The organism is Xanthomonas maliensis, assembly GCF_009192945.1.
GTDB lineage: Bacteria > Pseudomonadota > Gammaproteobacteria > Xanthomonadales > Xanthomonadaceae > Xanthomonas > Xanthomonas maliensis.
Map to the genome: position 1 here is coordinate 19774 of NZ_NSET01000001.1, position 26520 is coordinate 46293.

Consider the following 26520-nt stretch of genomic DNA (forward strand, 5'->3'; position numbering starts at 1 on the left):
GGGCAAGGCGCATACCTTGTCTGAACGCGGCACAGGACGCTTCGCACTCACATTGGACGACTCGCTCTAGGATGGCGGCAGGAGGCATTCCCGCATGGCATCCATACCGTATCCGCCTGGCTCGCCGGCCGCGTCCACCCGCTTGTATGTGCTATTGGCGCGCCAGGCGCGGACCGGCGTGATCTTCCGGCGCGGGCCGAGCAAGCAGGTGCAGCTGATTGGCTGGGATCTCGCACGAGATCGCTTCACGCCTGGCCAGTGGTTCAAGGGCCGCCTGTACGAGCGGCGTTGCGACCTCTCGCCGTCGGGGCGGCTGTTGGTGTATTTCGCGGCCAAGTACAAGGGCGAGTTCGGCACCTGGACGGCGCTGTCGCGCCCACCGTTCCTGACCGCGCTTGCGCTGTGGCCCAAGGGCGATGCCTGGGGCGGCGGCGGCATGTTCGAGAACGAACGCAGCTTGCTGTTGAACCACCGCCCGCAGCCTGGTCGCACGCCGTTTCCGTTGCCGACCGGCTTCGGGCTGCCGCATGACATGCGGGTCAAGCCCTGCGGGCAGTGGTCCGGTGGCGGCGAGGATGAGCCCATCGACAGCCTGCTGCGGCGGCGCGACGGCTGGAAGGAGCGCGATGCCGGTGAGGGCGAGCGTGGCGGGCGACGCAGTGGCGTGCTGTATCGGTTTTCACGTCCGCGGATCTGGGAGAAGCGCGGGCCTCAGGGCTGGCGTTTGCAATCGCTATTGCAGGCCGTAGGTCGAGAAAATGGGGCCTGGTACGCGCTGGACCACCGCGTCTGCGATGGCGATGGCAACGTGTTGGTGGACTTGCCTGGCAGCGACTGGGCCGACTGGGACGACGGCGATCTGGTCGTTGCGCGTGCTGGCTGCCTGTATCGCCTGGCGCAGGCCGATCTGCTCCGCTATCGGCACGACGAGGCCGTGCTACGCCTGTTGCAGGACTTCCGCGACGCGCGCTTTGCAGCGATGGCAGCGCCGGTGGACGCGTTGACGTACTGAGGCCTCGCGCGGACAGTCATGCCGCTGCAGGGAGAGCGTTGCGGGTCCAGGTGGCGCGCAACGCCCGCTCATCCGTCATTGCGATCGAATGCAGCACACCTAAGAGGGCAGGTGACTCATGTGTTTGACCAGCAGTGCATGCAAGACCGGTGGCATCGACAGGTCGCGCCGCCCCGCTTCCCACTGCTGCACGAACGGCTGCAGATAAGTGCGATGCCACGGGCTCAAGCGGCTGCGGGCCTGCAAGCGTTCGCGCAGCCGCGCCACCATGGCGCTGGCAGCCGCCTGCTCGCCCTGCGACTGATACTGGAACACGAAGGCCAGCAACAGGCTGTCCGGACTGTCGAACAACACCTCCGGCGGTACCACACCGTTGGCATCGCCGGCATCGAGCAGTTGCAGCAGGGTGTCTGGGTCGCGGTTGAGCAAGGCCAGAGGGAACTGCGCAGCGAGAAAGCTGAAATAGGCGTCTGCCGCTGTCGGCAATCCCTCGGCCAATCGATTCAGCGTGTGGCTCAGGTGCGTATCGCTAGCGGCTACATCGAGCGCCCAACCGCCGTAGGCGCCGACCGCGCGGCTGGTGCGGAGCTCCGGCGCGAGCCATGCGCTCGCCATCGTGTAGAAATGCACCGCGTGCAGGTGCGTGCTGACCGTCTGCTGTTGCCACGCCAGCAATTGCGCGTGCTGCAGGCCCAGGTGCACGCTCAGCTCGCCAATTGCCGGGTCGTGCTGCAGCCACAGGAGCTGCCGGCTACCGGCATGGTCGCGCATCCAGCACCAGTGGCCGGGCGCATCGCTCGGCAGCTGTGACCAATTGTTGGCTTGCATGGGTGGGGCCAGCCGTTGCAGCACCAGCGACGGAATCAGTGTCTGCAGACGCTGATGTTGCGCCTGTGCCTGGTCGCGGGCGGTGCGCAACGCCTTGGGCGTGCGTTTGGGCTGCAGAAAAAAACGCAGCCCAGCGGTCCGTTCGATAGCGTCGGAGGTGGTGTGGTCGGCCAATCGAGGCAGCGACAGTTCGTCGGCAACGCCGCGTCGGCGCGGCAGTCCACGGCGCGCCGCCAAGCCGCGAATCGCCTGCAGCGGCTCGGAGGCGAGCAGGCCGTCCAGCGTGGGGGCGATCCCGTCCTGCGCGGTGAACACTTCCTCCAGCCAGCCATTGACCAACAAGCCGTACCAATCGGCGAACAGCGACGGCGCCTCGGCATGATCGGCCAACGTCAACATGGCGTGGAAGAGCGTATCCAGCGGCACCTGCGTGTCGATGACGCGGCTTTGGTAGAGCAGGCGGCGCTGGTCGTCCAGCCGCAGATAGACAGCGCCGTGCGCGCCCTCCAGCCAACCCGAGCGCTCGGCTGCCATTGCCTGTGCGCGCATCTGCGGATCGGCGAGCGTTGCGGCCGGCGTCTGCGTCAGCACGCCGTGCCGCAGCAACACATCGATCATGCGCAGCCAAGTCAGGCCAGTGTCGTAGCGGGCCTGCAACTGCAATAGCGCATGGATCAATGCGGCTTGCCGCTCCGGCGGCAGCGCACTGCGATCGATCAGGTGAATACTGGCTTCGATCAGGTCCTCGACCGCATGTTGCGACATCTTGCCTCCCTGCGGCCGTCGATTTTGCTGCCGGCAGCATAGCCACCAGCAGGGGGCGAGCGCATGAAGGCCGGTCGTCGCGCCGAGACCGCGTTGCGCGCCTTGCCCAGGCGGCCAGCCTGGGCCGCCGCGCACACCTTGTGTCCACGCGGCACAGGACGCTTCGCACGCATCTCACAGCACGGAACACGCGCTAGAGCGCGGAGGACACCTTGTCCAAGCGCGCATCCAGCGTATCGTCGCCGGCGTCTACGCCGGCATCGCCGATGCGCTGCTGCCACGCCACTGTGGCGGTGGCCATATCGGCCGGCAGGCCCAATGCTGCGACGGTGAGGGCGACTTCGCGCATTTCCGCCGCGCGGCGACGGCCATGCACGATCATCCGCTCGAGGTTGTAGCTGGCTTGCTCGCGCCAGCCAAGTGCGGTGGCCGAGGCGTCGAGCGATGCCGCCACTTCTGCCTCCACGCCGGCGCGGCGCGCAGCCAGGAAGCATTCGGCGCTCAGCGCCTCGATGCCCTTGACCATCACCGAGCGCAACATCTTGATGGACGATGCCTGCCCGACCGCTGCACCGGCGGCGGTGGGCCGCATGTCCAGCGAGCGCAGCAGCACGATCGCCGCTTCCGTATGCGGGCCGCTGATCAGCAAGGGTACGTGGTGGCGCTTGGGCAGTACCGGTGCCATCACCGCCACGTCCACATAGCGTGCGCCGGCGGCCTCGATCACCTCCGCTGCGGCCTGCTTGGAGTGGGGTGCGCAGGAATTGCAGTCCAGCCACAGCGCGCCGCGGCGCAGAAATGGCGCCGATTGACGGGCAGCGGCCAATGCGCAATCGGCCGTGACCAGGCTGAAGACCGCATCGGCGTCGGCGACGGCGTCGGCCGCGTCCGCACAGCCGGTGACGCTGCGGCTGGCGTAGCGCGCGCGCATTTCTGCTGCACTGTCGAGGTGATCGGTCTTGCAATCGTAGGCGCGGATCCGCGCCGGATCGGCCAAGGACCAGCCATCGAAGAAGGCGCATGCCGCTTCGCCGAAGCCGATGAAGGCCAGTGCAGTGGATGGGGTGGACATGTGGACGCTCCTACGGGGGATGAGGATGCGGCGCATCGCGGGAAACCTGGCCCTCCGCGCAGCGCCTGCAGGGAGATCACTCCAGCACGCCAGCGCGCGCCAGCAAGCAGTGCCGGCGAAGCGGTGTCGTGGGTGGCGAATGCAAGCAATGCGAGAGGGAGAGCAACTCTGCAATCCGTGCAGTGCCCGGTCCTGCATGCGCGGCAACGCGCTGGCCAGGCCTGGTGCCAGAGCATACGGCGCAGGCGATGCGCATACGCGGCGCGGTGCACGCGGCCATTGCCGGAGGGACAGTCCATCGCACGCGGTCTCCATCATCGCTGTGCGCGGATGCCGATGCGATCGCATGCCCTGTCAGCCGACGGTCTGTATCGCGCGAATGAAGGTCATGTGGTCGATGGCCGCCGACGCATTGCGGTGCGCACTGCAAGCGCGCCGGCATCTGCGCATGCTGCGCATCTCACATGCTGTTGTCTGGACGTCTCCTACCCTGTCACGACGTTCGCGCAGAAGGAGGCAACATGGGCCTGTTGGTCGACGGCGTATGGCAGGACCGTTGGTACGACACCGACAAAAGTGGTGGACGATTCGAGCGCTCGCAAGCCAAGTTCCGCAACTGGGTGACCGCCGATGGCAGCCCGGGGCCGCAGGGCGAGGGTGGCTTTGCGGCAGTGCGCGGGCGTTATCACCTGTATGTGTCGCTGGCCTGTCCGTGGGCACACCGCAGCTTGATCTTCCGCCGGCTGAAAGGGCTGGAAGCGATGATCGACGTCTCGGTCGTGCATTGGCAGATGGGCAAGCAGGGCTGGACCTTTGCCGAGGGTCCGGGCGTGGTGGCCGATCCGTTGCACCAAGCGGACTATCTGTACCAGGTGTATCTGCAGGCCGATCCGCACTATTCCGGGCGCGTGACCGTGCCGGTGTTGTGGGATCGCGAGCGCAATACCGTGGTCAGCAACGAATCGGCCGACATCATTCGTATGTTCAACAGCGCCTTCGACGCGATTGGTGCGGCAGAGGGCGATTTTTATCCAGTGGCGTTGCGCGAGCAGATCGATGCGGTGAATGCCCGCGTGTACGACACCGTCAACAACGGCGTCTACAAGGCTGGCTTTGCGACCACCCAGGCCGCCTATGAGGAAGCCGTACAGCCGCTGTTCGAGACGCTGGATTGGCTGGAAGCACGCCTGGCTGGTCAGCGCTACCTCTGCGGTGATCGGCTCACCGAAGCCGACTGGCGCCTGTTTACCACCTTGGTGCGCTTCGATGCCGTTTACGTCGGGCACTTCAAATGCAATCTGCGGCGGATCGCCGACTATCCGCATCTCTCCGGCTTCCTGCGCGAGTTGTACCAATGGCCGGGAATCGCCGACACGGTGAATTTCCAGCACATCAAGGGGCATTACTACCAGAGTCACGCGATGATCAATCCCACCGGCATCGTGCCGCTGGGGCCGTTGCTGGACCTGGAGGCGCCGCATGGGCGCGATCGCTGAGCAATCGACGGTCGGCGCTGGCGGCATCGGCGGGCAGCGCGGTGCGGTGCGGATGCATGTGCCGCTAGGCTATCGATCCTGTCAGCTGACGAGTATCGGCATGCTCAATCATGTCATGGTGGGATCGAACGATATTGCGCGCTCCCGGGCGTTCTACGATGCGGTGCTGGGCGGCGTGCTGGGCGCGCCGGCGCCCTTGGTCAATCAAGCCGGTTCCGGCCACACCCGGCTGTTCTATCGCCACGCCGGCAGCACCTTCTGCGTCAGCGAACCCATCAACGATGCGCCGTCCACCTGCGGCAACGGCACCACGGTCGGCTTTGCCTGCGATTCGCCGGAGCAGGTGCAGGCGTTCCATGCGGCGGCGGTGGCCGCCGGCGGTACCTCCATCGAGGATCCACCGGGACGGCGCGAGAGCACGCTGGGACCGGCCTGGCTGGCCTATGTGCGCGATCCCGACGGTAACAAGCTCTGCGCGATCCATCGCCCAGGCTGAGCCAATCGCCGGCTCGTGGTGACGCGACTGCATTGCGGTCGCGTCTGCCACCTTGGTGCGCGCGGCCTTGTAAGATGGCCGCGGCCGCTCGTGGCCGTTGCCAAGGAATGCATCGATGCGAACCGCATTTTTGTGGGCGTGTGTTCTGCTGTCCCCGGCCGTGCAGGCCACCGATTCGCCACGCGCCTGCCTGCTCGAAGGCAAGTTCACCTTCATGGGGCAGGCCTTGGACATCAAGGATTGCATCCAGAACCGCGGCGAGCCGCATCCGCGTCTGGTGCAGGCCTGCGACGGGATTGCCGCCACCGCCACCGGCATGGGCGCGCCCGCGCCGAAGACCACGTGGCTGGCGGCCTGTCCACCCGCGGCGCAAGGGCGTTGCCAGGGAATGGCAGGGAGCAAGCTGGATGCGTACTACTACAAGCGCAGCGCCCAGGATCTGCCGCAAACCCGCGCCAGTTGTACCGCGATGAAGGGCACCTGGATCGAGGGCGGTTGACCGCGCGTCTTACTGTTTCCGGATGCGAACGACCGGGTGCCCGTCGGCGCAGCTGGCGGGCAGTCGTCGTTTCGGCGCGGCGCAAGGTGGGTGCGCCGGCAGGCGGCAGCGGCAACGGACGCGTTGCATGCGAGGGTGCGGATGCGGACACTGGGCGCATTGACGCAACCCGCAGCCAAACCATGGACACGCCTTCGCTCCCCGTGCTGCCGGCGCTGCAAGCGCTCTATGCGCGGCAGGATCCCCAGCCCACCGGTGCGCCGGCTCCCGGACGACTGCGCGCCAGCATCTGCGTCGAGGTAACCGATGCGGAGGCGGTCGCGCGGATCGAGCAGTGGATGCTGGCAGCGGCCGACCAACTCACCTGCGTGCACAGTACCGGCTGCGGTTGTTGCGTCATCGGTTGGGAGATCGAAGGGCCGCAAGCGCTGCTGGCAACACTGCCGCAAGGACTGTCGGCGCCGGGCTGGGCACGCGATGACGCCGTCGCTGCGCCCATGCCGATATGGCAGCGCGCCTGGCAGGCGTGGCGACGCTGGCGGAACGAACGCGCGTGATGCGCCGTACGCGCGGGGCGTTGGTGGTGGCGTTGCTGGCCATGGGCGGGCTGTTGCTGTGGCGCGCGCGCGATGCCGACGAGCAGACTGCGAACGTGCCCTTGGACACGCAGGCCATCGCGCGCAGGCATGGCGTGGCCGTGCTGACGGGCGCACCGGCAACGCTGACCGTCAGCCCGCACGGCGTGCCGATTGCGCGGCAGCTGCCACAGGTGAGTTTGCTACCGCTCGACGGCGCGGTCCCGCAGGCGACGCTGCAGGGCTTGGACGCGGCGCTCGCGGTCTACCCGCAGGGGGCCTTCGGTCGGCTCTGTCGTGCCATCGTGCTGGTGCGGCAGCTGCGCTTTGCGGGCGCCGAGGGTGGTGGCACTGCCGGTGGGGATTTCATCGTGCTGGCCAGCGACCCGAATCGCTCTGCGCAGAGCAACCGCGTCACTGCCCGGCTGGGCGTGCACCATGAATTCTCCTCGCTGATCTGGCAGCGGCAGCCAGCGATGACGATCCGCTGGCGACTGTTGATGCCGGCGGGCTGGCAACCAGCCCCCACTGCTGCGGAGGCGTTGTCACGTAACGAAGAGGCCGCACCGCCACTGGCCAGCGGGGTGCTCAGTGCCTATGGCGCGACCTCATTGGAGAACGATTTCAACACCTATGCCGAGATCGCGTTCGATGATCCGGCGCGGATGCGGAACTTGGCGCGCATGCCCATCGTGGCCGCCAAGCTGGCCGTGCTGCGTGAGGCCTATGTGGCCACCGATCCTGCGTTTGCCGAGCTGTTCGCGCGTCTGCAGCTCACGCCGCCAGTCCGCTGAGCGCGCGAGGCGGCCGTTGCCAGCTCAGCGTCGCGGCGCGGCAGCGCGCTTTGCGATCAGCGTGGCGGCGCCGACGGTAAGTGCATCCTCGACCGCACCGGTGGATGTCTGCCCGTAGCGCCGCAAGGCACGCATGCGCAGATCGAAGGTCAGGTAGGCGGCGCCGACGGCTGCACCGGCGCCCAGCACGGCGGCCAACGTGCGTTGCCGGCGCGGCGCCAGTGCGGCACCGGCGATGGCGCCACTGGCAATCCGCGCCACCATGCCGGGCAGCACGATCCGATCGGGCGCAGACCGCATCTTGTCGCCAGCCAACTCGCCGCCGGCCAAGGCCAGCATGCCGGCCGACACCACCGGGTTGCCCAGCACGCGGGGCGCGCCGTTATCGGCGGGCAAATGGCCACGACGTGCCGCCTGCGTCACCGCGGCCAGCGGTGTCATTGCCCGCATGCCGGCGACCAGGCCCATCAACACCGAATGCATCAACGCCATCGTTCATCTCCTGCGTCTGGGCGCCCACCGGCGGCGGATGCCTGCGATGTCGCCACCATAGGTCGCTGCGTGTCAGTGCCGCGGCAAGAGTGCAGCCGCTTGTGTTCGCTGATCCGATGCGCGCTCGGTGGCGGGCGGCATTCGCCAGGCGCCGCGGCAGGACAACAGCGCCATCGAGGCCGCAGTGGCCTGCGGCCAACAGCCGACAGCAACGCGCACTCAGCCTGGTGGAACCGCCAGCAATGCCTGCAGACCATGGGTGAAGCCCCGTGGCGCCACGCTGAGATGATCCTCGTCCGCCAGCACCTCCAAGGTGAGCTGCAAGGAGGGATAGCGATGTGCCTGCAGACGTTTTGCCATCTGCTGTGCGTCGGTGACCATGTCGTAGCGCTTGCCGTAGCGGGTCTGCTCGTATTGGCCCACGTACATGTACACCCGCGCCGGCAGATCCGTGCGGCCGGCCGCGGTGGCCTGTTCCTGCGCCACCATTGCATGGGCGCCATACCAGTACGAAGGGCTGCCGAGGATATAGCCGGAGAATAGCTGTGGGGCCGTCAGCAGGATCTGGGTGCCGAGCAAGCCGCCGTAGGAATGCCCCAGGAACAGCCGCCGCTGCTCGTCGGTGCGATAACGCTGGGCAACGAACGGCAGCACCTGCTCGCGCAGATAGGCGATGTAGTCGGCGCTCTTGCCATGGGTCTTGCTGGCCGGCGCGGTGGCACCGGCCTCCGGCGTGGGCGTGTAGTCGCGGCGTCGGCTATCCATGGGCGCATCGCCAATGGCATACGACAGGCCGACCAGGATAACGTCCTCGATCTTCGGCCCTTCGCCGTTCAAGCGCCGCGCGATCTGGCGTACTACCGGGAAGGCGTAGTCGGCATCGGTCAGATAGAGCACCGGATAGCGTCGCTGCGGCGACTCCGCGTAGCCCTGCGGCAGGGCGACGAACACTTGGTAGCGCCGGCCGGACACCGGATCGGGAATATCCCAGACCTGGGTATCGCGCAGCGTGTACGGAGCGCCATTGCCGCTCTGCGCCATCGGGGAGGACGGCGGCACCCGCGCTGGCGCTGCGATCGGCAGTGCCGCGCTCGCTGGTGCAGAGGGGGGATTGCCGCAGCCGCTGAGCGAGGCCGCAGCGACGAGTGCGAGGAACAGCTGTTTCACTGGGAGATTCCTGTGGTGATGAAACGGCTGTTGCGGTTGGTGCGCTGCAGGCCCCGGGCGTTGAGGGCAGGCCGGTCAACGCGCCTCAGCGTGTCTGCTCGCCAGCGTGTCCGTTCGTCGATCGAGCAGGTCCAAGCACCTTGTTTGCCATTGCATCGGCAGCGTTGCGGTGTGCACTGGGCAGCGCTGGTGGTGCTGCCGCAGGATGGCTCACTGCAACAAACCAAGTGGTGTCAGCACCGGTGCGCGCGCCATGTCGTTGGGGTTGGTGCCGGGCAGGCCCTGCGGCACGGCCATGCCTTTGCTGCGATAGAACTCCACCCAATACGGCGCGATCTGCCCGGTCTGCGGGTTCTTGAAGTTCATCGGTTGCAGTGCGAACACATGCCCGGCCCGGAACGCGCGTTCGATGAAGTCCGAGCAGTAGTAGCTGTCTTCGCGCTGCACGTAGGTGGTGTTGTAGGGCTTGCCCAACATGCGGCGCGCTTGCGCGATCGCCTCGGCAATCAGCCGAGGCTGCGGCGCTGTCAGCCGATAGACGTAGATGCGACGCTGCTTGGCCGCGGCATCGGCGAGGAAGGCGCGCAGCGTCTGCTGGCGCGATCCCTGCTCGTCGGCATGCAGGACCACCGGCGTACGGCCTTCGTGCGCGTAGAGCCCGACATGATCGAAGCTGGGTCCTTGCTGGTGTGCGGTGGCATCGTCGATGGCACCGCTCAAGCCGCTGCTGGCGGCGGTGACGAACACGAGATCGCCGTCCTGCAGCTTGAGCGCCAGCGACGGCAGCGGCAGCAAGGCCATAAGCAACAGCATCAGCGACGTGGCGGTGCGCATGGAGATGGCACGATCAGCGGGAATGGCCAGCATTATCGCGGGCGCGCCAGCGACACGCCAGGCGCCTGCTGCCGTCGCCGGCCGCGTTCAGTACCCGATGGCGGTGCAGCCTGCGCCGCCATCGGGACGTCGGCCGTTGCGTGGCCGAGCGGGATCAGTCCTTGGGAAGCGGCTGCATCTGGTACTGCGGTGGCGGCGTGGCGCCGAGCAGGTGTTGCACGAAGTAATCCCAACGGCGACGGGTGACATAGGGCGTCAGCTCGCCGTAGTCGTGCTTTGCGTTGGGCAGCATCAACATGTCGAAGTCCTTGTTGGCCTTGATCAGCGCGTCGACGACCAGCAGCGTGTGATACGGCGGGACGTTGTCGTCCATCGTGCCGTGCACCAGCATCAGCTTGCCCTTGAGCTTGTCCACGTGCATGGCATTGGCTTGATCGTCGTAGTTGGAGCTGCCGTCCTTGTTGACGATCAATTCGCCGTGGTACTTCTCGGCCCAGTCGTCCTCGTAGTTGCGGTTGTCGTGGTTGCCGCTTTCCGACCAGGCGACCTTGAACAGGTCCGGGTAGCGCAGCATCGCGCCGGTCGATGCGTTGCCGCCACCGGAATGGCCCCGGATACCCACGCGGCTGGTATCGAACCATGGATAGCGCTGCCCCAATTCCTTCAAGCCGGCGACCTGGTCGGGCAGGGTGTTGTCGCCCATGTTGGCGTACCAGGTGTCATGGAAGGTCTTGGACCGCCACGGCGTGCCCATGCCGTCGATGGCCACGACAATAAAGCCCAGTTCGGCCAGCGACTGGTTATCGCCATGCCCGGCCAGGAAGCTGCGGCCGCGCACCGAGCCGGTCTGCGGACCCGGGTAGATGTAGTCGATCACCGGATAGCGGCGCGACGGGTCGAAATTGCGCGGCTTGAACATCAGTCCATACAGCGTGGTCTTGCCGTCGCGCGCGGTGACGGTGATCGGCTCCGGCGGCACCCAGCCGGCGGCCTGCAGGCGCGAGATATCGGCGCGGGCGATGGTCTGGCGTGTGCTGCCGTCGGCGGCATCGCGCAGCACCGTCACCGGCGGGGTGACCGAGGTGGAGTAGGTATCGACGAATTGCCGGCCATCCGGCGACAGCGCGATGCTGTGGTCGGCCGCTTCGGGCGTCAGCAACACCGGTGCGCCGCCATCCAGGCTGACTTTCCACAGCTGCTGGTAATACGGGTCCACCCCGGGCACGCGGCCGACGCCGACGAACCAGGCGGTGCGCGTGACCGGATCCACGCGCAACAGCTCGGTGACGTTGCCTTCGCCGGTGGTGATGGGGTGCTTCAGCTTGCCGGTGCTCAGATCGTACAGATACAGCTGGCCCCAATCGCTACGCTCGGAGAACCACACCGCCTCGTTGCTCTCCGGCAGATAGGCCCAGTTGGCGGCGACCTGGCCGCTTTCGTAATACGTCTTGGCGGTCTCGTCGAACACCGTGCGCACCGCGCCGGTGGCCGCATCGGCAATGCGGAACCACACCTGCTTGTGGAAGCGCGAGGTCGAGGCGAACGCCAGCGTCTTGCTGTCGGGCGCCCACTTCACATCGTCCCAGCCGCTGTCGGGCCCGCAGCTGACGTCGTCGCACAGGGTGGAGCGGTGCTGGTCGGGCGGCAGCTGCAAGCGCAGCACGCGACGGCTAGGCACGTCGATGATGACGCGCTCGATCATGGTCACGTCCTTGTCGCCGGCCAGCGGATACTTCCACGCTTCCAGCTTGGGATGGCCGATGCCGCTGCTGACCAGATACATCTCGCCGGTCTTGCGCTGGTCCTGCTGGAAGGTGGCGATCTTGCGCGAGTCCGGCGACCACACCAGGATCGCGCGATCGGTATGCTGCCAACCGGCGTTGTCGGTGGCATAGCCGAAGTCCTTGACGCCATCGCGGGTCAGCTGGGTTTCCTGGCCGCTGGCCAAATCGCGCACCCACAAATTCCAGTCGCGAATGAAGGCCTCGCGGGTCTTGTCCGGTGACAGGACGCCCGGCTCGGGCGCGTCTTTTGCGTATACCTTGCTGCAGCTGGCGCGTTGGTCGCAGACCACCGCAGTGCCGCGGACGTTGAAGCGATAGCGTCCATCGGCCGTGCGCTTGACGCTCGGCGCCAGCGTGCTGGCCTTGAGCGGACGATCGCCGGTCTTGAGCAGACGGTTGAGCGCAGTGGCCAGCGCCGGCTGCTTGAACAACGGCGTGGTCTTGCCGGTGCTGGTGTCCAACTGCAGCACGCGGTCGCCCTTGGCGTCATGGTCGCGGTAGACCACGTGGGTCGGATCGAGCCAGTCGATCCGGGTAGCGGCATGGTCGACCAGCGGTTGCGCTTGGTAGTTGATCAAGCGTTCGGCGCGTGCGTAGTCGGCAGCGGTTACGGTGGTCGACTGCGCGCCGGCAAGCGCCGGGAGGGTGGCCAGGACAGCGGCGGCCAGCATTGGCAGCGACGACGACGGGGTGGGCATGGGCAAGCTCTCCGGAGCGAAAGGAGCGCAACCCCCGGCTGCGCGACCGCCCGATGCTAGCGGCAGCGCAGGCAACGTGCCTCTGCCAGAAGTCCTGGCGTCTGCCGCCGGCCGCCCTATCGGGCCATGCAGCGCTGCCAGCGCGTCTCCACCCGTTGGGCGAACCAGGCGGTGGTCAGTGAGCGGGTGATCTTGGGGCTGTCCAGGCGGATGCCCGGCAGCACCGCACGCGGCAGTGGCTGGCCGGCGTCGCGCTCGGCCAGGGCGAACACCTGCTGGTACAGCGCAGTGTCTGGGAAATCCGCTTCGCTGCCGTGTTCCAGGGCGCGGCGGATCTGGTGCTCGTCCAGTGCCAGCACGCTGGCCAGGGTGCGGACGGCGCGTTCGGTGGCGCCGGCGGCCTCCAGATCGGCGCCCGGCACGAGCAGGTCGCCGTCCAGCGCCAGCGCGATCCCGCTGGCGCGCGACACCGCCGCCTGGAAGGCCGCATTGCGGCTGGCATACCAGCCGGCGTTGAAGTCGGCGAAGCGATACAGCAGCGACGGGTAGTCGGCCGGGTAGCCCAGCAGGTGGCGGGTGCCGAACCACAGCCCGCCGCGGCGGGTGAACACCGCATGGCGAATGCTGTCCTGGGACGGGTACGGGTAGCCATCGGCATGCTGTTCGGCAAAGGCGATGCTCACCTGCATCGGGCCGGCCGTGCGCACCGGGTTGAAGCGCCCGAACAAGCGCACACCCAACGGAACCTTGTCGAGGAATTCCTCGAACAGGAGGCTGAGTTCCTGCTCGGTCCTGGCCGCCTTCAAGCGATCGGCGTAACTGCGTCCATCAGCCGTGCGCAGGGCTAGCGCAGCATCGACCATGAAGCCGGGCACGTGGTAAGCGCTGGCGCGGCGATCGATCTCCTGGCGCGCGATCCGGCCCAGATTCGGCACCGGCGGGTTGGCCTGGTAGGTGGATTCCTGCTCGGTCACCGCCAGCACGGCGCAGATCTGCTCGGGGTCGGTCGCCAGCGCCTGCGAGGACAGCGCGACGTAGACATCGTTGGCCCAGCCGGCGCGATCGGGCAGCGTGGCCGGCAGGCGGCGCAGGATATCGGCCTTCACCACCTCGGCCGGGCGTTGCGGCGGCCGCGGCGCCTGGCTTGCGCAGGCGGCGAGCAGGCTGCAGAGCAGCAGGGCGACGAGGCGAACGCAGGGGCGCGACACGGTGTGTCCGGTGGCGAAGGGAATGGGCAGTGTACGGGCTGCCGTGTCGCGGTCGCCGCACGCGGGTGTCGCCGCGGTGCGCTAGCGGCGAGCGAGCCGTGGATGGGCGGCTGACGCGCCGCGCGGCGACAGCGTGGCCAGCACGCCGTCGAGCGCGCGCTCGGTCTGGAAGCCAGCCTTGCTAAGGCGCCTGGCGACCTCGTTGGGCACGTCGCGCCCGCTGGTCAAGCTGTTGGGGGTGCCGGTGTAGTGGAACAGCCGGCCGCCCGGGCGCAGCACCCGCGCCAAGTGATCGTAGAACTGCTGCGAATAGAGCTCGCCCGCGATGCCGAAGCGCGGCGGGTCGTGCAGGATCGCCTCCACCGCGTCCGACGGCAGATTGGCGATTTGCTGCGACACATCGCCATGGGTCAGTTGCAGCCGGCCCGCCGCGGCGGCGCTGTCGGGGTCCGGTGACCATGGATTGAGCGTGCGCAACCACAGCACATCGGCATTCTTCTCGAACGACAGCAGCTGGCCGACGCCATCGTCCAGGCAGCAGGCGGCGAAGTAGCCCAGCCCGCCGCAGGTGTCGAGCACGCGTTTGCCACGCGGTGCGATCAGGGCGACCTTGCGCCGCGCATCCTCGAATGGCGACAGCCGCGCCGACGGCAGCATCTTGATGCCATCGATCTCGAAGGTGGGCGCGCCCCATTCGGTGGGTACCAGCTTGATCAGCGCACCGCTGTAGCGCGAGACCGGTGCGAAGTCCTCGCCGTCCCAGTAGTACAGCGTGCGATCCTTCAACTTGCCCGGATACGGATAGTCCTGGCCATGCCAACGCCAGGACGCGCTGGCGAGGTCGGCGGTGGCGCTGCTGCGCTGCAGATCCAGCGAGCCGGTCCAGGCGCTGGCGCCGGACGTACGCGCCGAATGCAGCGCCTGGGCGTCGGACTGGGTGAGCAGGGGGCCGGTGTAGTGGGGCACGGAGCGGTCGATGCCGGCATGCCGGGGAGGGCAACCGGCGCAGCGGAGGGCCAGGCATCGTACCCGAGCCTCGCGATGAGGGCACGGCGCGGATGCTGTTTGGCGGTATCGCGGTCGCACCCACGGCGCCATGGACGCGGTCGTGGCATCGTCGCAAGGCTGCCTGCGCGAGCGCGGGTCGCGGCGTGCAGCGCCCGCGTTCGGCAAACATCACGCTTGTCCAAGACGCAGCAACGGTGGCCACCTAACGTCACCCAAAAGTGCGCAGCGTGCGGCGCTGCCGCGCCACCCGCATGGCTGTGCCCGCTGTCCGACGCTTGCGGTTTCGCTGTACGCGTCTGCACCGCATACTTGCCCGGGCGCATCGCCCCCCTTTCCTTCCGATGCGCGCCTACCGTGGAGAGTCGGCATGCTCAAGGGTGTGTTGTTGGGGTTTGCCTGCTATGCGGCCTATTCGATCAGCGATGCCTTCGTGAAACTGCTCGAAGGCGGCCTGCCGGCCTACGAGGTGTTGTGCCTGGGCGCAGTGCTGATGCTGGTGGCGGTGCCGTTCCTGAAGAAACCGGACGACCGATTGCGCGAATTGGTGATGGCCAGGCAGCCGGCCATCTGGCTGCTGCGTGCGCTCACCGCCGCCATCGGCAACCTGACCTCGGTGATCGCCTTCACCACTTTGCCGATGGCCGAAGCCTTCGCGTTGATCTTCCTGATGCCGATCTTCGTCACCGTGTTATCGGTGTTGTTCCTGAAGGAAGAAGTGCGCTGGCGGCGCTGGACGGCGGTGATCGTCGGCTTCATCGGCGTGCTGGTGGTGCTGCGTCCGGGCTTCCGTCATCTCAGCCATGGCCATGTGGCGGCGATCGTCTGCGGTCTGGTCGGGGCGATCTCGGTGATCGCCTTGCGCATGGCCGGCCATAGCGAAAAGCGCCTGACCCTGTACGGTGCCGGCGTGATCGGCCCATTGGTGATGGGCGCGATCCTGATGCTACCGACCTTCGTCTGGCCGTCGCTCGCGCAATGGGGCCTGCTGGCGGGCTATGGCTTGCTGGCGGGCCTGGCGGCGATCTGCATGATGTACGCCACGCGGATGGCGCCGGTCAGCGCCGTGGCGCCGACCCAGTACAGCCAGATGCTGTGGGCGATCGCCTTCGGCTACCTGCTGTTCCATGATCACCTGGACTGGCCGATGGCGATCGGCATCGCGCTGATCCTGGGTGCCGGCCTGTTCACGCTGGTGCGCGAAGAGCAGGTCTCGCGCTGGTGGCGCCGCACCAAGATCGTTTGAGGCCGATTGCAGCGCTTGGCGCGCGGTATCGCCGGCCTCGACGATGTTGCCCCGCCACGCGCATGCGCGGCAGACCTTACGAATGCCGGATCCTGCGACTCACCATCATGGCTCACCCGTGGGCTCTGTCGGCGGCGCAAGCCAGGGCTGCACGATGCGCGCGTACTCGCCACTGGCCTTGCTCAGGTGCAGCCACTGGTCGACGTAGGCCTTCCAGGCCGCATCGTCGCGCGGCAGCAGGAAGGCTTTTTCGCCGTATTGCAGCGGCTGGTCGGGCGCCACCGCGCACAGGCCAGGCAGTCGCGCCTGTTGGAACCGGGCCTCGGAGGCATCGGTGATCATCACATCGGCGCGCCGCGCCAGCAGCTCCTGGAAGATGGTGGTGTTGTCGGCAAACAGGCGCAGCTGCGCATGCGGCAGCAGGCGGCGCACGAAGGCTTCATTGGTGCCGCCAGGCGGCTCGATCACCCGCACCTCGGGGCGATCGAGCTGATCGATCCGGCGGTAGCGCTCCTGTTCGGCGCAGCGCACCAGCGGCACCTTGCCATCGACCTCCAGCACCGCACTGAAGCTGGCCTGGCGTTGCCGCTGCAGGCTGACCGATACGCCGCCGACTGCCAGGTCGCAGCGATCGGCCAGCAGATCGGGCAGCAGCCGCGGCCAACGGGTCTGTACGAAGACGACGCGTGCGTCCAGGCTGGCGGCAAGCGACTGGGCGAGTGCGATATCGCTGCCCTCGAAGCTGCCGTCGGCACGCCGAATCGAATATGGCCGATAGTCGCCGGTGGTGCAGACGCGCAGCACGCCCTGCTTGGCGATCGCATCCAATCGCGAGGCAACAGCAGCGGCATGAACACTGCCGCACAGGAACACGCTGACACACAGGACGCCAATCCGCATCGCAACAGCCTCGGCCAAGAGCGCCCATGATAGCGGGCCGCCGACCGCGTCGATGCCGGCGTCAACGCGGTGTCACGGCGGCAGCGGATCGGCTCACGGCGATGTAGCAGGGCAGCGCCTAGCGTCGAAGCTCCCTCACCATGGGAGCGTTCCGATGATTCTGTATTCGCTCAATGCCGAACCGCGGCCGCTGGCAAGCGGCCTGTTCCTGCATGGCACGCCTGGCCCCAGCCGCGATGACGACATGCCCGACACGCGCAAGCCACCGCAGCGCGGTGGGCTGAACGAAGAAGTCGGCGACCTGGAGGAGGGCGACGACGAGCAGGCCTTGCCCGGTCGCGCCGGCGGTGGACTGGCCGGCGGCTGAGTCAGTCGAGGTGATGGCCGTCGCTGCCGTAGCCAGCGGTTAGCGGCGACGGACAAGTCCTCCCGTGCGAATCGCACCGCGCTGCAAGGTGCAGGCAACGCGCGCCAGCGCCGTCGATGCGTGGGGTGCGCGCCCGATTGCGCTGCTTACGGAAACTGCACATGCCCGGGCTCGAAATACGCGGGTTGGCTGCCATCCTCCGGCAATCGCGGCAAGGTATCGGTCACGACCTTGCCGCGGATATCGGTGAGTCGCAGCGTCAACGGCTGGTTGCCCAGTTGTTCGCCGAGGAAATGGTTGTAGTCCATCTTCTGCAGGTTTTTCCAGCGACTGCCTTGCTTGACCTCCATCTTCATCACCGGGTACGCATGATTGCGCACTTGAATGGCGGCCCAGTAGCGTGAACTGCCTTCCTTGATGCGGTACTGCACGTTGCCGCTCACCGGCCCGCGCACGATGGTCCAGCTGACCGGGATGCGCCCCTGCACCGTATCGCCGATGGCTGCAAATGCATTGGGCGACAGATCCAGGCCACCGGACGCAGCATTCGGATACAGGTCCGTCACGTAGACGGTGGTGGTGCCCTTGGGGCCGGTCACCTGCAGATACGCACCCGCCAGCGCTGCCTTGACGCCGCCGTAGTTCAATTGCACTGGATTGAGCGCCGTGATGAAGGCCGTACTCGGGATGGGATCGAGCAACAGTGCCCCACCGGAATAGCCGGAGCTGGTGTAGGTCGCCGTGCCACTGAAGGTGCTGCTCCAGCCAGAAGCCTTGCCGGTGCCGCCAGCGCTGGTCGGGGTGGCGGTCGCTGTGGCGGGCGGTGCCTTGGCCACGCCCCAGGCACGCTGCAGGATCTGCAGCTTGTCCGCGCGCAGGCGACCGTCGGCGGCAAGCAGGCCGCCATTGTTCGCGGTGGCCACCTCCCAGCTCCCCAGGAACGCGCTGCGCAGGCCGCTGCCAGCCAGATAGGCGCTCAAGTCCTGTTGCCATGCGACGTCGCGCGGATCGCCGTCGCCCAGGCCGCCGCCCAGGCTGACCGGCACCACCGCGTGACCGCGCGCCATCTGGCCAAAGTCGCGCTGCCACCGCGTCGGCGAGCCGCCGGCAATGTCGCCGTTTGCCAAGGAGTCCGTCGCCGCGCGATCCGGTCCGGACAACTTGGGAAGCAGCAGCAATTGCCTGGCTGGAATGCGCGCCGCCGTGCATGCCAGCGGCTGCAGATTGCTGCCGGCAGTATGGTGCGCCCCGTCGCTACACACCGCGTTGTCGCCCACGCCTTCCACGCCGACCAACCAATGCGGCGCTTGCGCCGCCACGACCGCCGCCGCACGCGCAGCAATCCGGCTCCAGTCGGTGTCCACCGGGCCTGCCGCCCAGTGTGCGTTGCCATAGCCGCTGCTACCCAGATCGACGCCGATCACCCCGCTGCGGTTGCCGTAGCGGCGTGCCAGCTGCGCCAGGCCCGTCATCCACCCATCCACGTCCGCACCCAGCCGCGGTGGCGCATCGTCGCAATCGGCCTGGGCGTAGGCCAGCAACACCTGCATGCCATGTCGCGTGCTCGCAGCGATGACGGCGTCCAGCACTTGCGTTGCATTGAGGCCGCTCAGGTGCGCGTCGCCCTGCACAGCCGACGCATCCACCGCGGCGCCCTGCAGCGTCGCCGCGCAGATCGGCAGCCGCACGGCATTGACCTGCGCCTGCTGCAGCGTATCCAGCAGCGACTCCAGCGACGTATATTCCAGACCGCTGGCGACATGCGTGGGGCGATCGAATCCCGGCCAGGTGACCCCGCGCAGTTGCTGCGCCTGGCCGTTGCCGTCCACGAGGCGTCCTTGGGTGTCCACCTGTAACGCCAAGGCCAAGGAGGGCGCCAGCAAGGTGGCTGCCAGCAATAACCGCAGAGGTCCACGCATGGGTATCTCCTGACTGTCTGATTTGCACAGCAAGCCAGCGATCCCTCGGTCGATCCGTGCGCACCGTCTAAGACTGGTCGCCGCCACTGGCATGTGTGAGCAGAACTGTGAAATCCAGCGCTGACATGATGTGCTGTCGCCGATGGCTTGGGTGCTGGGTGGCGCTATGTAGACGTTGTTCCGGGTGGCTCTGATCCTGCTGGTATCAAGCGAAGCGGTGGGGCCAATCGGCTGCGGTTCCGCAGCGCGCCTAAATCGCTGAAAAGGGGCGTCAGCGAGTCAGTCATGGAGGTTCGTCCTGCTGCAATCGCAGGAGGGGCGCCGCTGTCGCTCGTCTATGCTCAAAATCCAAGATGGCAGCGACCGCTACTTCCTGTAAAGGACGCGATTGCATAGCCCGCGACCCAGCACAAGGGAAGCAGGCCTAGCGCCGAGCAAAAAAGCGCTCATCCCACGCGAGCTTCTTTCCTGCGAAGGAGAGTGCGACTGTCAATGCAGCACTCAGTCCGATCAGGCAGAGGATCAGCGGGTGTAGGCCAATCGCGATGGCGATACACATAAAAAATGGCCCAGGACCATGCATCCGGCCCTCCTGGTGTGCAGTACGCTGTGTAATAGCCGCACAACCCCGCATAGCTGCAGATGGCTGAGTAGAGGGAGAACGCAAAGATTTGCATCGATTCGTCTCACGTTCTACGGACTGGGCATTGAGAAGCTGCCTGTGTCGTCAATGCGCGTCGGTGACGTACTGCATGTAGTCGTTGTAGCCGGCAAGCTTGGCATTGATCGGGCCAGCGTGGACGTGCCCGCTTGTTTCGATGGTTCGCACTCTGGCGCTGGAATGTAAAGCAGAGATCGGTCCAAGGAATGGCTATCTAGGCTTTGGGGCATTGAGTGATGCGAGCATCGCATCCCAGAGCGCGAACATCTCGTGCTCGGACGGAGGGGATCGAACGCCCGAGTTGTCGCCAATATCCAGGCCGATTGCCATGCCAGATCCATGGTCGACTTCACTTTGCCAGCGGAATCTGTACGCGATCGCTCCGCTCTTCAGCTCTTTTCGCCAGACAAGTTCTTGGCCCGATATGCCAGCCAACGCTCGATGACCGCTCCGTAATACGTCGAAGGACTTTGGAAATGCGGGATCAGCAGCAGCCCCTGGGTCTGCCAGGGCGACGTCCTGGGCTGCTCCCTTTTCCCGCTTTAGCTCATGATCGATGTCGGCTGCTACGTCGTTTGGGGTGTCACTGCCCTCGATCACACCAAGCCAAAAGCTGGATGACGGCCAATTCTTCAGCTCCCCGGTCACATTGACGGAAACGGACGGCGGTGGGTCCTTGATGTAGGCGCCGTCTATGCAAAAGGCTGAAGTCTCCATGCTCGATCGGCCGGGCCTTATGCGAATGGCAAGCTTGGGTAGCGCCTGTAGCTCTGCGCGCTCCTCATTGGCGACCTCTCCGCTCAACTGATAGCCCCGAGGTCCAAGCCAGTAATACGCCTCGGCTTTGTAGATATGGGTACTGACCTCAGAGTCACGAAAGAGCATCAAGGAGAGATTGTCGCCAAACCTTTGGAAGTCGCTCAGTCGATGTCCTTCTGTTTCGTGCGGCATCGATGCTAGCTGTGCTTTGCGCAGCTCGATCTCATCGTCGAAGGCCTTCCGGTCCGGTGACTGATCGCGGGCGATCGCGAATAGATCGGCTGTCTGGGTCCACTGCAGTGTCGCTTCGGCGGGAAGGCCGATGGTGACGCGTCCGATGCAATGGGGCCGCAGTGGAGGCTTGTTCTGCTTTGGGTCAACCGGCGCGGTATTTTTGCCGCATGCAGCCAGGAGCGCGAGCGCAATCAGGGCTGCGATAGAAATCTTCATCCGCTTGTCGAAAGCGCTGCCAAAACGGCGCCGCGGACAACGACGGCCGTTGGTGGCATCAAGAAATCGCTGAGCTTGCGGCGACATGCAATCTCCACTGCCCGGTTGCCCGGACCGCAGCGGGATCGCTGCCGGCTGATGGGCGCAATGCGCACGGTGGCGGGTCGCGCTTGCCCTCAATACAAGTTGGGGCCCATGGGAGGGATGATCTTCTTCACGCCTTCCTCGACCGCGCCGCGCATTGCGCGGCCTGCGGCATCGGTTGCGTCGTCGATCACTTCGCCGATGGCGTTCTGGGCGCGTTCCTTGACATTGCTTACGGCCTGTTGGGCGGATTCGGCCGCATTTTTGATGCCGTCCCCGAGCTCCTCGGCGTACTTGTCCATCAGGTAAAGCGCTTCATCCCTGAACTGCAGGGTCTCGTGATCGCGGTCGAAGATACGGCGATACTGGCCGGGGCCGTTGGCTTCGCGCCGCGTCGCGGTTCCCAGCAAATTTCGGACGATCCAGCCGTTGACACCGGCATTGTCGCGCAGATCCGCGGCGTCCTTGTCCGACATCAGCGGGATCGTTGCGGGGTTGCTGTCGTCGTTGGGCTTGGGGTTTTGGGCTAGCACGCGTTTTTCGAACTGGTTGAGTTCATAGCGCTCGGCCATGGCGCGCGCCTGTAGCGCGCCGCGGTAATTGCGGGATGCTTCGGCCAATTCGGCAGCCTTGAGCAAGCGGGTGTGTTGCTCGTTCTTCTTGCGGATTTCGTTGGCAAAGACGTTCTTGTCGAACTGCGAGACCGGGCCCAGCAGCCAGAAGCCTGCGTGCGAGTCGTGGACATATTCATCGAAGAAGCGGTCCACTTCCGCAGGGATCGCAGCGGTGTCATCGATGGCGGCCAACAGATCGCGCTGGGTGCGGCTCGCCATTGCTGGCAGCGTGACCTCATTCGGGAAGCCGTCCAAGTAGATCGTCACCGGGGTGGGCTGACTCGCGGCGCGTGCATGCTTGATGTCGGTCTGCCAATCCGTATTGCCTTCCATCAGGTCGGTGCGATCCTGAGTGTTGGCGTGCTGGTAGCTCTGCATCGCCTGGAACTTGGCGACCTCGGTCCTGGACGCACGCCAGCGCCAGTAGCGCTGCATCTGTTGTTCCATGCGGTTTTCCATCACCCCGCGCTTGGTGCCGGACAGGTTTTCGCCCTTTTCGTTGGGCGGGGACCATTCGAGATAGGCGGCGAAGGCCTTCTCCAGCGAGGGATCGATTTTGTAGTCGTCCTTGGTCTGTTCGACCATTTCATCAAAAGGTCGAAGCTTCACGCCGTTGTTCGAAGCCTCGAAATACATGTCGTTCAAAGGGATCTGCGACATCAGGCTCGATCGCCCACCACGGGCCTTGCCTTGATCGCCCGGCGAGTAGCCGCCGCCGATATCGGAGTGGGCGCCGGGGTAGACATACTCCTTGGAGCGCGCCGGCCAGCTGCCGCCGGCACGCATGGTGGAAAGCGGGAACGAGCGGCGGATCTCGTGACCGGCCACGTAGTGCAGCGCGCCCTCCACCTCGGGGATGCGCATGGTCTTGTTGGCCCAGTCGAACAACCCGTTGCCGAACGGGGCGGAGTCGGCCAGCAGCACCGATGCCACGGTGTCGTAGATGCCCAGAAAACGCAGGTTGACCTGGGCCGAGCCCACCTTGCCGCGGGTGGCCAGCGTGAGCCAGTTGCTGAAGGTGCGCGCTTCGGCGGCGCCGCGCGAAAAGCCGAACACGGACAAATGCAGCTTGGTGATCGTGGGGCGCTTGTCGGCGGTTGCTTTGGTCAGCCGCTGATCGATATCGCGGAAGATGGATATCATCTTGCCGTCGCCAAGGCGATACCATGTGCTCAGCCCAGTAAATACGCCGGTAACCAGGTCCTTGGTTTCTGCTTCGTCCAAGAGGTCGAAGTTGTTGACCGACGTATGCACTGCGTTATAGAGCTGGATCAAGGCCCAGTGGATGCGATTCTCGCCGCCTTTTGCCATGCTTTTCCCGGTCGCGTCTTCGCCGTCTTCGCCGATCTCCGGAAATTTCGTGCCGACCCCAGGAACATAGAAACGGAAGTACTCGGTTCTATCTTCCTTGTGGGCGTCATACAAGCTGACGATATTCGAATGGCCCTTAGAAGGCCGGTCGCGCTTCATATTGTTGTTGGTGCCATCGAAGAAGATGGCGACATGGATCTCGCGGGTGCAGCTCAGTCCGTCGGCCGCCGCCGTGCATGCCTTGCCGGCGCGCTGGCTCAACTCGCGTGGCGTCGGTTTGCGCGTGCTGCGGGAAAAGCTCTTGGGGACTTCGGTCTTGCCGTCGGCCACCGCGCCATACTTATCGTTGTCCCAATGGTCGTTGGGGTCGGCGGTCGGGAGCCATTCGTAGGCGGAGGACCAGGTCTTGGCCAGATAGGGCTGTTGCGGCGTCGGGCGGAAGTACAGGATCTGGTCGCCATTCGCCAGGACCAGGGCAGTCATGGTCACCCGCTCCTTGGTCTGGAAGAGCCAGGCCTCGACCGAGCCATCCTGCTGGCGCTTGACCGCATACCATCCTGGTTTGAAGTCGGTCATCGCTGCTGCTCCGGTTCGGTCTGTGCGGACGCTGCTTCGGGCAATTTGGGTGGTCTTGGGGGCCAGCCTTCGGGTTTCACCGGCGCATCAGGTCCTTTATAGCCTTCCGAGCCGGCGCCGCCATTCCAGATCAATAGCCGCACCTGGCCACCCGGAAGGAAGTGGACATTGAGGCGCGTGCCGGGCTTATCGTAAGGCTCGATAGGAACGACCTTCTCATGCCACACCGGCTCCGATCGAATACCCGGAATGCCACTCGATGTTGTCCATTTCACCGTTGCGGTCAGTCCAGGACGCCACTGGCGTGGATAGCTGACGCAACAAACGAAGCTGCCGCCACCACCATAGGGATACGAATTTCCACCCCATTCTCCGTTGATATAGAGCTCATGGATGTAATCCTCCGTATGGTTGTACGGACTGATTTTTGCCTCGGCGGTCGTCGAGGCAGGCTCGGCCTTGCAGGCCGTCAATAGCGAGGCAAGGGCAAGCGCAAACAGCAATTGCGCAAAGATGCGCCATGTAACAGTGCTGGTTTGCGGCCTATCGTGAGCGTGCATGGTCTCTCTCGGATGCGATGGCGTTGTCCAGGGCGTCGCTGTGGAATTCATGGGGGTTTGCCTGCTTGTTCACTGGCTTGAACGGGACGCGTGGGTGGCCAGTTATCGGGTTTGACTGGGGCATCGGGTCCTTTATAGCCTTTCGAGCCGGCCGATCCATTCCAGATCAACAGTCGTACCTGTCCTTGCGGGAGGAAATGGACGTTGAGGGTGGTGCCGGGATGGTCATAAGGCTCGATAGGAACCACTTTCTCGTGCCAGATCGGTTCTGACCGAATGCCGGGAATACCGCTCGACGTTGTCCATTTCACCGTCGCCGTCAGCCCAGGATGCCGTTGACGTGGATAGGCGACGCAACAGACGAAGCTGCCGCCTCCGCCGTAGGGGCGCGAGTTGCCGCCCCATTCTCCATCGACATAGAGCTGATGGATGTAGTCTTCCGTATGATTGTACGGACTGATCTTCGCCTCCGCGGTGGCAGAGGCAGGCTCGGCCTTGCAGGCGCTCAACAACGAAGCCAGGGCCAGCGTCATCAGGACGTACGCGATGGTTCGCCTCGTCTGCGCCGACATTGCCCAGGGCGTCAGGCGGATCATGGGGCGCTATCGCCTTGCTCACTGGCTTGCGCGGTGCGCCGTGGCGGCCAGTTATCGGGTTTGACCGGGGCATCGGGCCCTTTGTAGCCCTCCGAGCCGGCACCTCCATCCCAGATCAACAGTCGCACCTGACCACCCGGAAGAAAGTGGACATTGAGTCGTGTACCTGGCCGATCGTAAGGCTCTATAGGAACGACCTTCTCATGCCACACCGGTTTCGATCGAATGCCCGGGATGCCGCTCGATGTCGTCCACTTCACCGTTGCCGTCAGTCCCGGATGCCATTGGCGCGGATAGGCGACGCAACAGACGAAACTGCCGCCGCCGCCGTAGGGACGCGAGTTGCCACCCCACTCTCCATCGATATAGAGCTGATGGATGTAATCCTCGGTGTGGTTGTAGGGGCTGATCTTCGCGTTGGCTGTCGTGTCTTCCGGGGACGGATGGCAAGCCGCAAGCCCAAACGTCAGCAAGGCAAAGGCGAGGATGGGCAGGCGGTGTGCAAGATGTTTCATTGGACTGCCAGGTCTGCGGCAGGGTCGCGCGGCTGCGGTGCATTGGCCTCGAGTTGGTCCCAGATCTCGGGGCCCCACAGGGGCATGCGCGCGGCCAGGGTGTAGTCGCCTGCGAGGACGCCGGCCCAGGTATCGGCCAGGCAGGGGAGCTGGTGAAAGTCTTCGCCACAGCTCAGGCTCAGCACGGCGAACTGCAGGCGACTTGCGATGTCATGGATGCGGTAGGCCGCTGCGGTCTGCAGGAAGCCGCACAGTCGCGTATGAAACTGGCCACGGCCTTGCGTGGGCACCAGGCTGGGCGTTTGTTCCAGCAGCAGAAAGAACACCGCATCCGCGTCGGAGGCGGAACGGAGCGCGCGGAATTGCGCCGCGGTCAGGCGGATGTGGTCGTTGCGATCAGCCGGCGTGTCGCTCGGTTGCGGCTGCCAACGCCGGTATTCTGCGTGTCTGCCAATCCAGCTCCATTCGCGCACGGTAGCTTGAACACGTGCGGTCTGCGCAGGGTCCAGTGCCGCCAACAAGGTGGGCAAGACGCGAGTGTCGGCAAACCGGCAGTGCAAGGGTTGCTTGCGGTCTTCCAGCGCGATCCTGCCGAGATAGTCGGCCAGCGCCTGCAGGGCGACGATGGGTGCAGTAGTACCCACGAAGCTCAGCGCGGCCGTGCCGGCGGTCCGGGCAAGCAGGATCTGCACTTGCGCATGCAAGAGCGCGGGTTCGCTTTCCAGCGCCACCAACCACACGCCTTGTTCGGCGAAGGCCGACAGCGGGGAGCCGGCATAAGCGTTATGCGACTGCCAGCCGCTACGCTGCAGGCGTGCGTGGATCGTCGGCGCATCCAGCAGCGCCATATCCAGCACGGCCCACGCGGGCAGGTGCGCGCAAACAGCTGCTGCAAGCGCGTTCTGCTGTGCAGCGTCCGGACGGTCGTAGGCAAAGGCGAGGTCACCGCTCACAGGCCGCCCCTATTGCAGGACAGCAAACGGCGCGCCGGCCTTGGCCGCCTTCAGCATGCATTCGACGCAGACCGACTGTGGGAACAGCGGCAATGGCGCGCTTTGCTGCGTCGGCCCCACAAACGACTTCTTGCTGGCATGCACGGCGATATTGCCCGGGCAGGCAATCGTGATGTTGCCGCCTTCGATGGTCAGGCTGGCGCCGCCGGCGGTGGCCAGGTGGACGGTCTTTCCGGCGGCCAGTTCCAGTTGGGCGTCGGCGCGGACCAGCTGCGGGACCTGGT

25 protein-coding genes are annotated in these 26520 nt (G+C 65.7%); 8 read left to right on the plus strand and 17 right to left on the minus strand.

What is annotated here, in order from left to right:
* Positions 1 to 94: 94 nt before the first annotated feature.
* The gene (locus CKY51_RS00095; protein WP_022974021.1) at positions 95 to 1012 is read left to right on the plus strand and encodes a hypothetical protein; all 918 of its coding nucleotides are present in this window, start codon (positions 95 to 97) and stop codon (positions 1010 to 1012) included.
* Between the two features lie 99 nt (positions 1013 to 1111).
* Here the strand turns inward: CKY51_RS00095 and CKY51_RS00100 are convergent, their stop codons facing one another.
* On the minus strand, positions 1112 to 2605 hold the full coding sequence (locus tag CKY51_RS00100; protein ID WP_022974022.1) for a hypothetical protein: 1494 nt from the start codon (positions 2603 to 2605) through the stop codon (positions 1112 to 1114).
* Positions 2606 to 2798: 193 nt separating this feature from the next.
* Entirely contained in the window at positions 2799 to 3677 is an 879-nt protein-coding gene (locus tag CKY51_RS00110; protein WP_022974023.1) for a DUF1932 domain-containing protein, read from the minus strand.
* Between the two features lie 521 nt (positions 3678 to 4198).
* On the opposite strand from CKY51_RS00110, the gene CKY51_RS00115 reads away from it, so the two are divergent.
* From CKY51_RS00115 to CKY51_RS00135, 5 genes are all read left to right on the plus strand, one after another.
* Complete coding sequence (locus tag CKY51_RS00115; RefSeq protein WP_022974024.1) at positions 4199 to 5173, plus strand: glutathione S-transferase family protein; 975 nt, start codon at positions 4199 to 4201, stop codon at positions 5171 to 5173.
* A gap of 100 nt (positions 5174 to 5273) precedes the next feature.
* A complete protein-coding gene (locus tag CKY51_RS00120) occupies positions 5274 to 5669 on the plus strand; it encodes a VOC family protein (RefSeq protein WP_031340645.1) in 396 nt (131 codons plus the stop codon).
* 115 nt (positions 5670 to 5784) lie between these two features.
* Positions 5785 to 6168: a hypothetical protein gene (locus CKY51_RS00125; RefSeq protein WP_152248705.1), complete on the plus strand. Its 384-nt coding sequence runs from the start codon at positions 5785 to 5787 to the stop codon at positions 6166 to 6168.
* Positions 6169 to 6350: 182 nt separating this feature from the next.
* Positions 6351 to 6725 (plus strand): hypothetical protein, encoded by a 375-nt coding sequence (locus CKY51_RS00130; RefSeq protein WP_031340648.1) that lies wholly within the window; start codon positions 6351 to 6353, stop codon positions 6723 to 6725.
* Positions 6725 to 7537 (plus strand): hypothetical protein, encoded by an 813-nt coding sequence (locus CKY51_RS00135; protein ID WP_152248706.1) that lies wholly within the window; start codon positions 6725 to 6727, stop codon positions 7535 to 7537. Before CKY51_RS00130 ends, CKY51_RS00135 begins: the two co-directional genes overlap by 1 nt.
* Positions 7538 to 7561: 24 nt before the next feature.
* Here the strand turns inward: CKY51_RS00135 and CKY51_RS00140 are convergent, their stop codons facing one another.
* The 6 genes from CKY51_RS00140 to CKY51_RS00165 form a co-directional block, all read right to left on the minus strand.
* A complete protein-coding gene (locus CKY51_RS00140) occupies positions 7562 to 8029 on the minus strand; it encodes a DUF4126 family protein (RefSeq protein WP_031340650.1) in 468 nt (155 codons plus the stop codon).
* Between the two features lie 219 nt (positions 8030 to 8248).
* The gene (locus CKY51_RS00145) at positions 8249 to 9196 is read right to left on the minus strand and encodes an alpha/beta hydrolase (RefSeq protein WP_425479905.1); all 948 of its coding nucleotides are present in this window, start codon (positions 9194 to 9196) and stop codon (positions 8249 to 8251) included.
* Between the two features lie 210 nt (positions 9197 to 9406).
* On the minus strand, positions 9407 to 10030 hold the full coding sequence (locus CKY51_RS00150; RefSeq protein WP_031340654.1) for a YiiX/YebB-like N1pC/P60 family cysteine hydrolase: 624 nt from the start codon (positions 10028 to 10030) through the stop codon (positions 9407 to 9409).
* 154 nt (positions 10031 to 10184) lie between these two features.
* Positions 10185 to 12512: a S9 family peptidase gene (locus CKY51_RS00155; RefSeq protein ID WP_022974032.1), complete on the minus strand. Its 2328-nt coding sequence runs from the start codon at positions 12510 to 12512 to the stop codon at positions 10185 to 10187.
* 116 nt (positions 12513 to 12628) lie between these two features.
* Positions 12629 to 13720 carry a DUF1615 domain-containing protein gene (locus CKY51_RS00160; RefSeq protein ID WP_022974033.1) on the minus strand — a complete coding sequence of 364 codons (1092 nt, stop codon included), beginning with the start codon at positions 13718 to 13720 and terminating at the stop codon, positions 12629 to 12631.
* An 81-nt stretch (positions 13721 to 13801) separates the two neighbouring features.
* The gene (locus CKY51_RS00165; RefSeq protein ID WP_425479906.1) at positions 13802 to 14698 is read right to left on the minus strand and encodes a class I SAM-dependent methyltransferase; all 897 of its coding nucleotides are present in this window, start codon (positions 14696 to 14698) and stop codon (positions 13802 to 13804) included.
* Between the two features lie 397 nt (positions 14699 to 15095).
* Between CKY51_RS00165 and CKY51_RS00170 the strand changes: the two genes are divergently transcribed.
* Positions 15096 to 15971 (plus strand): DMT family transporter, encoded by an 876-nt coding sequence (locus CKY51_RS00170; protein ID WP_022974036.1) that lies wholly within the window; start codon positions 15096 to 15098, stop codon positions 15969 to 15971.
* Positions 15972 to 16076: 105 nt separating this feature from the next.
* Here CKY51_RS00170 and CKY51_RS00175 read toward each other — a convergent pair whose 3' ends face one another.
* On the minus strand, positions 16077 to 16871 hold the full coding sequence (locus CKY51_RS00175; RefSeq protein ID WP_022974037.1) for a transporter substrate-binding domain-containing protein: 795 nt from the start codon (positions 16869 to 16871) through the stop codon (positions 16077 to 16079).
* 154 nt (positions 16872 to 17025) lie between these two features.
* On the opposite strand from CKY51_RS00175, the gene CKY51_RS00180 reads away from it, so the two are divergent.
* Positions 17026 to 17238, plus strand: coding sequence for a hypothetical protein (locus tag CKY51_RS00180; RefSeq protein ID WP_022974038.1), 213 nt, complete (start codon positions 17026 to 17028; stop codon positions 17236 to 17238).
* A 146-nt stretch (positions 17239 to 17384) separates the two neighbouring features.
* Here the strand turns inward: CKY51_RS00180 and CKY51_RS00185 are convergent, their stop codons facing one another.
* From CKY51_RS00185 to CKY51_RS00220, 8 genes are all read right to left on the minus strand, one after another.
* Positions 17385 to 19157 (minus strand): expansin EXLX1 family cellulose-binding protein, encoded by a 1773-nt coding sequence (locus tag CKY51_RS00185; protein ID WP_031340658.1) that lies wholly within the window; start codon positions 19155 to 19157, stop codon positions 17385 to 17387.
* A gap of 871 nt (positions 19158 to 20028) precedes the next feature.
* Positions 20029 to 21114: a T6SS immunity protein Tli4 family protein gene (locus CKY51_RS00190; RefSeq protein ID WP_152248708.1), complete on the minus strand. Its 1086-nt coding sequence runs from the start codon at positions 21112 to 21114 to the stop codon at positions 20029 to 20031.
* A gap of 89 nt (positions 21115 to 21203) precedes the next feature.
* Entirely contained in the window at positions 21204 to 23612 is a 2409-nt protein-coding gene (locus CKY51_RS00195) for a T6SS phospholipase effector Tle1-like catalytic domain-containing protein (RefSeq protein ID WP_152248709.1), read from the minus strand.
* Positions 23609 to 24172 (minus strand): DUF3304 domain-containing protein, encoded by a 564-nt coding sequence (locus CKY51_RS00200; RefSeq protein WP_152248710.1) that lies wholly within the window; start codon positions 24170 to 24172, stop codon positions 23609 to 23611. Before CKY51_RS00200 ends, CKY51_RS00195 begins: the two co-directional genes overlap by 4 nt.
* A gap of 47 nt (positions 24173 to 24219) precedes the next feature.
* Positions 24220 to 24744, minus strand: a complete 525-nt coding sequence (locus tag CKY51_RS00205; protein ID WP_170292279.1) for a DUF3304 domain-containing protein — start codon at positions 24742 to 24744, stop codon at positions 24220 to 24222.
* A gap of 20 nt (positions 24745 to 24764) precedes the next feature.
* Positions 24765 to 25283, minus strand: coding sequence for a DUF3304 domain-containing protein (locus CKY51_RS00210; protein ID WP_152248712.1), 519 nt, complete (start codon positions 25281 to 25283; stop codon positions 24765 to 24767).
* Positions 25280 to 26236, minus strand: a complete 957-nt coding sequence (locus tag CKY51_RS00215; RefSeq protein WP_022974041.1) for a DUF4123 domain-containing protein — start codon at positions 26234 to 26236, stop codon at positions 25280 to 25282. The genes CKY51_RS00210 and CKY51_RS00215 overlap by 4 nt, the downstream gene beginning before the upstream one ends.
* Positions 26237 to 26245: 9 nt before the next feature.
* Positions 26246 to 26520 (minus strand): DUF2345 domain-containing protein (locus CKY51_RS00220; protein WP_152248713.1); only part of this gene is annotated, 275 nt, incomplete at its 5' end.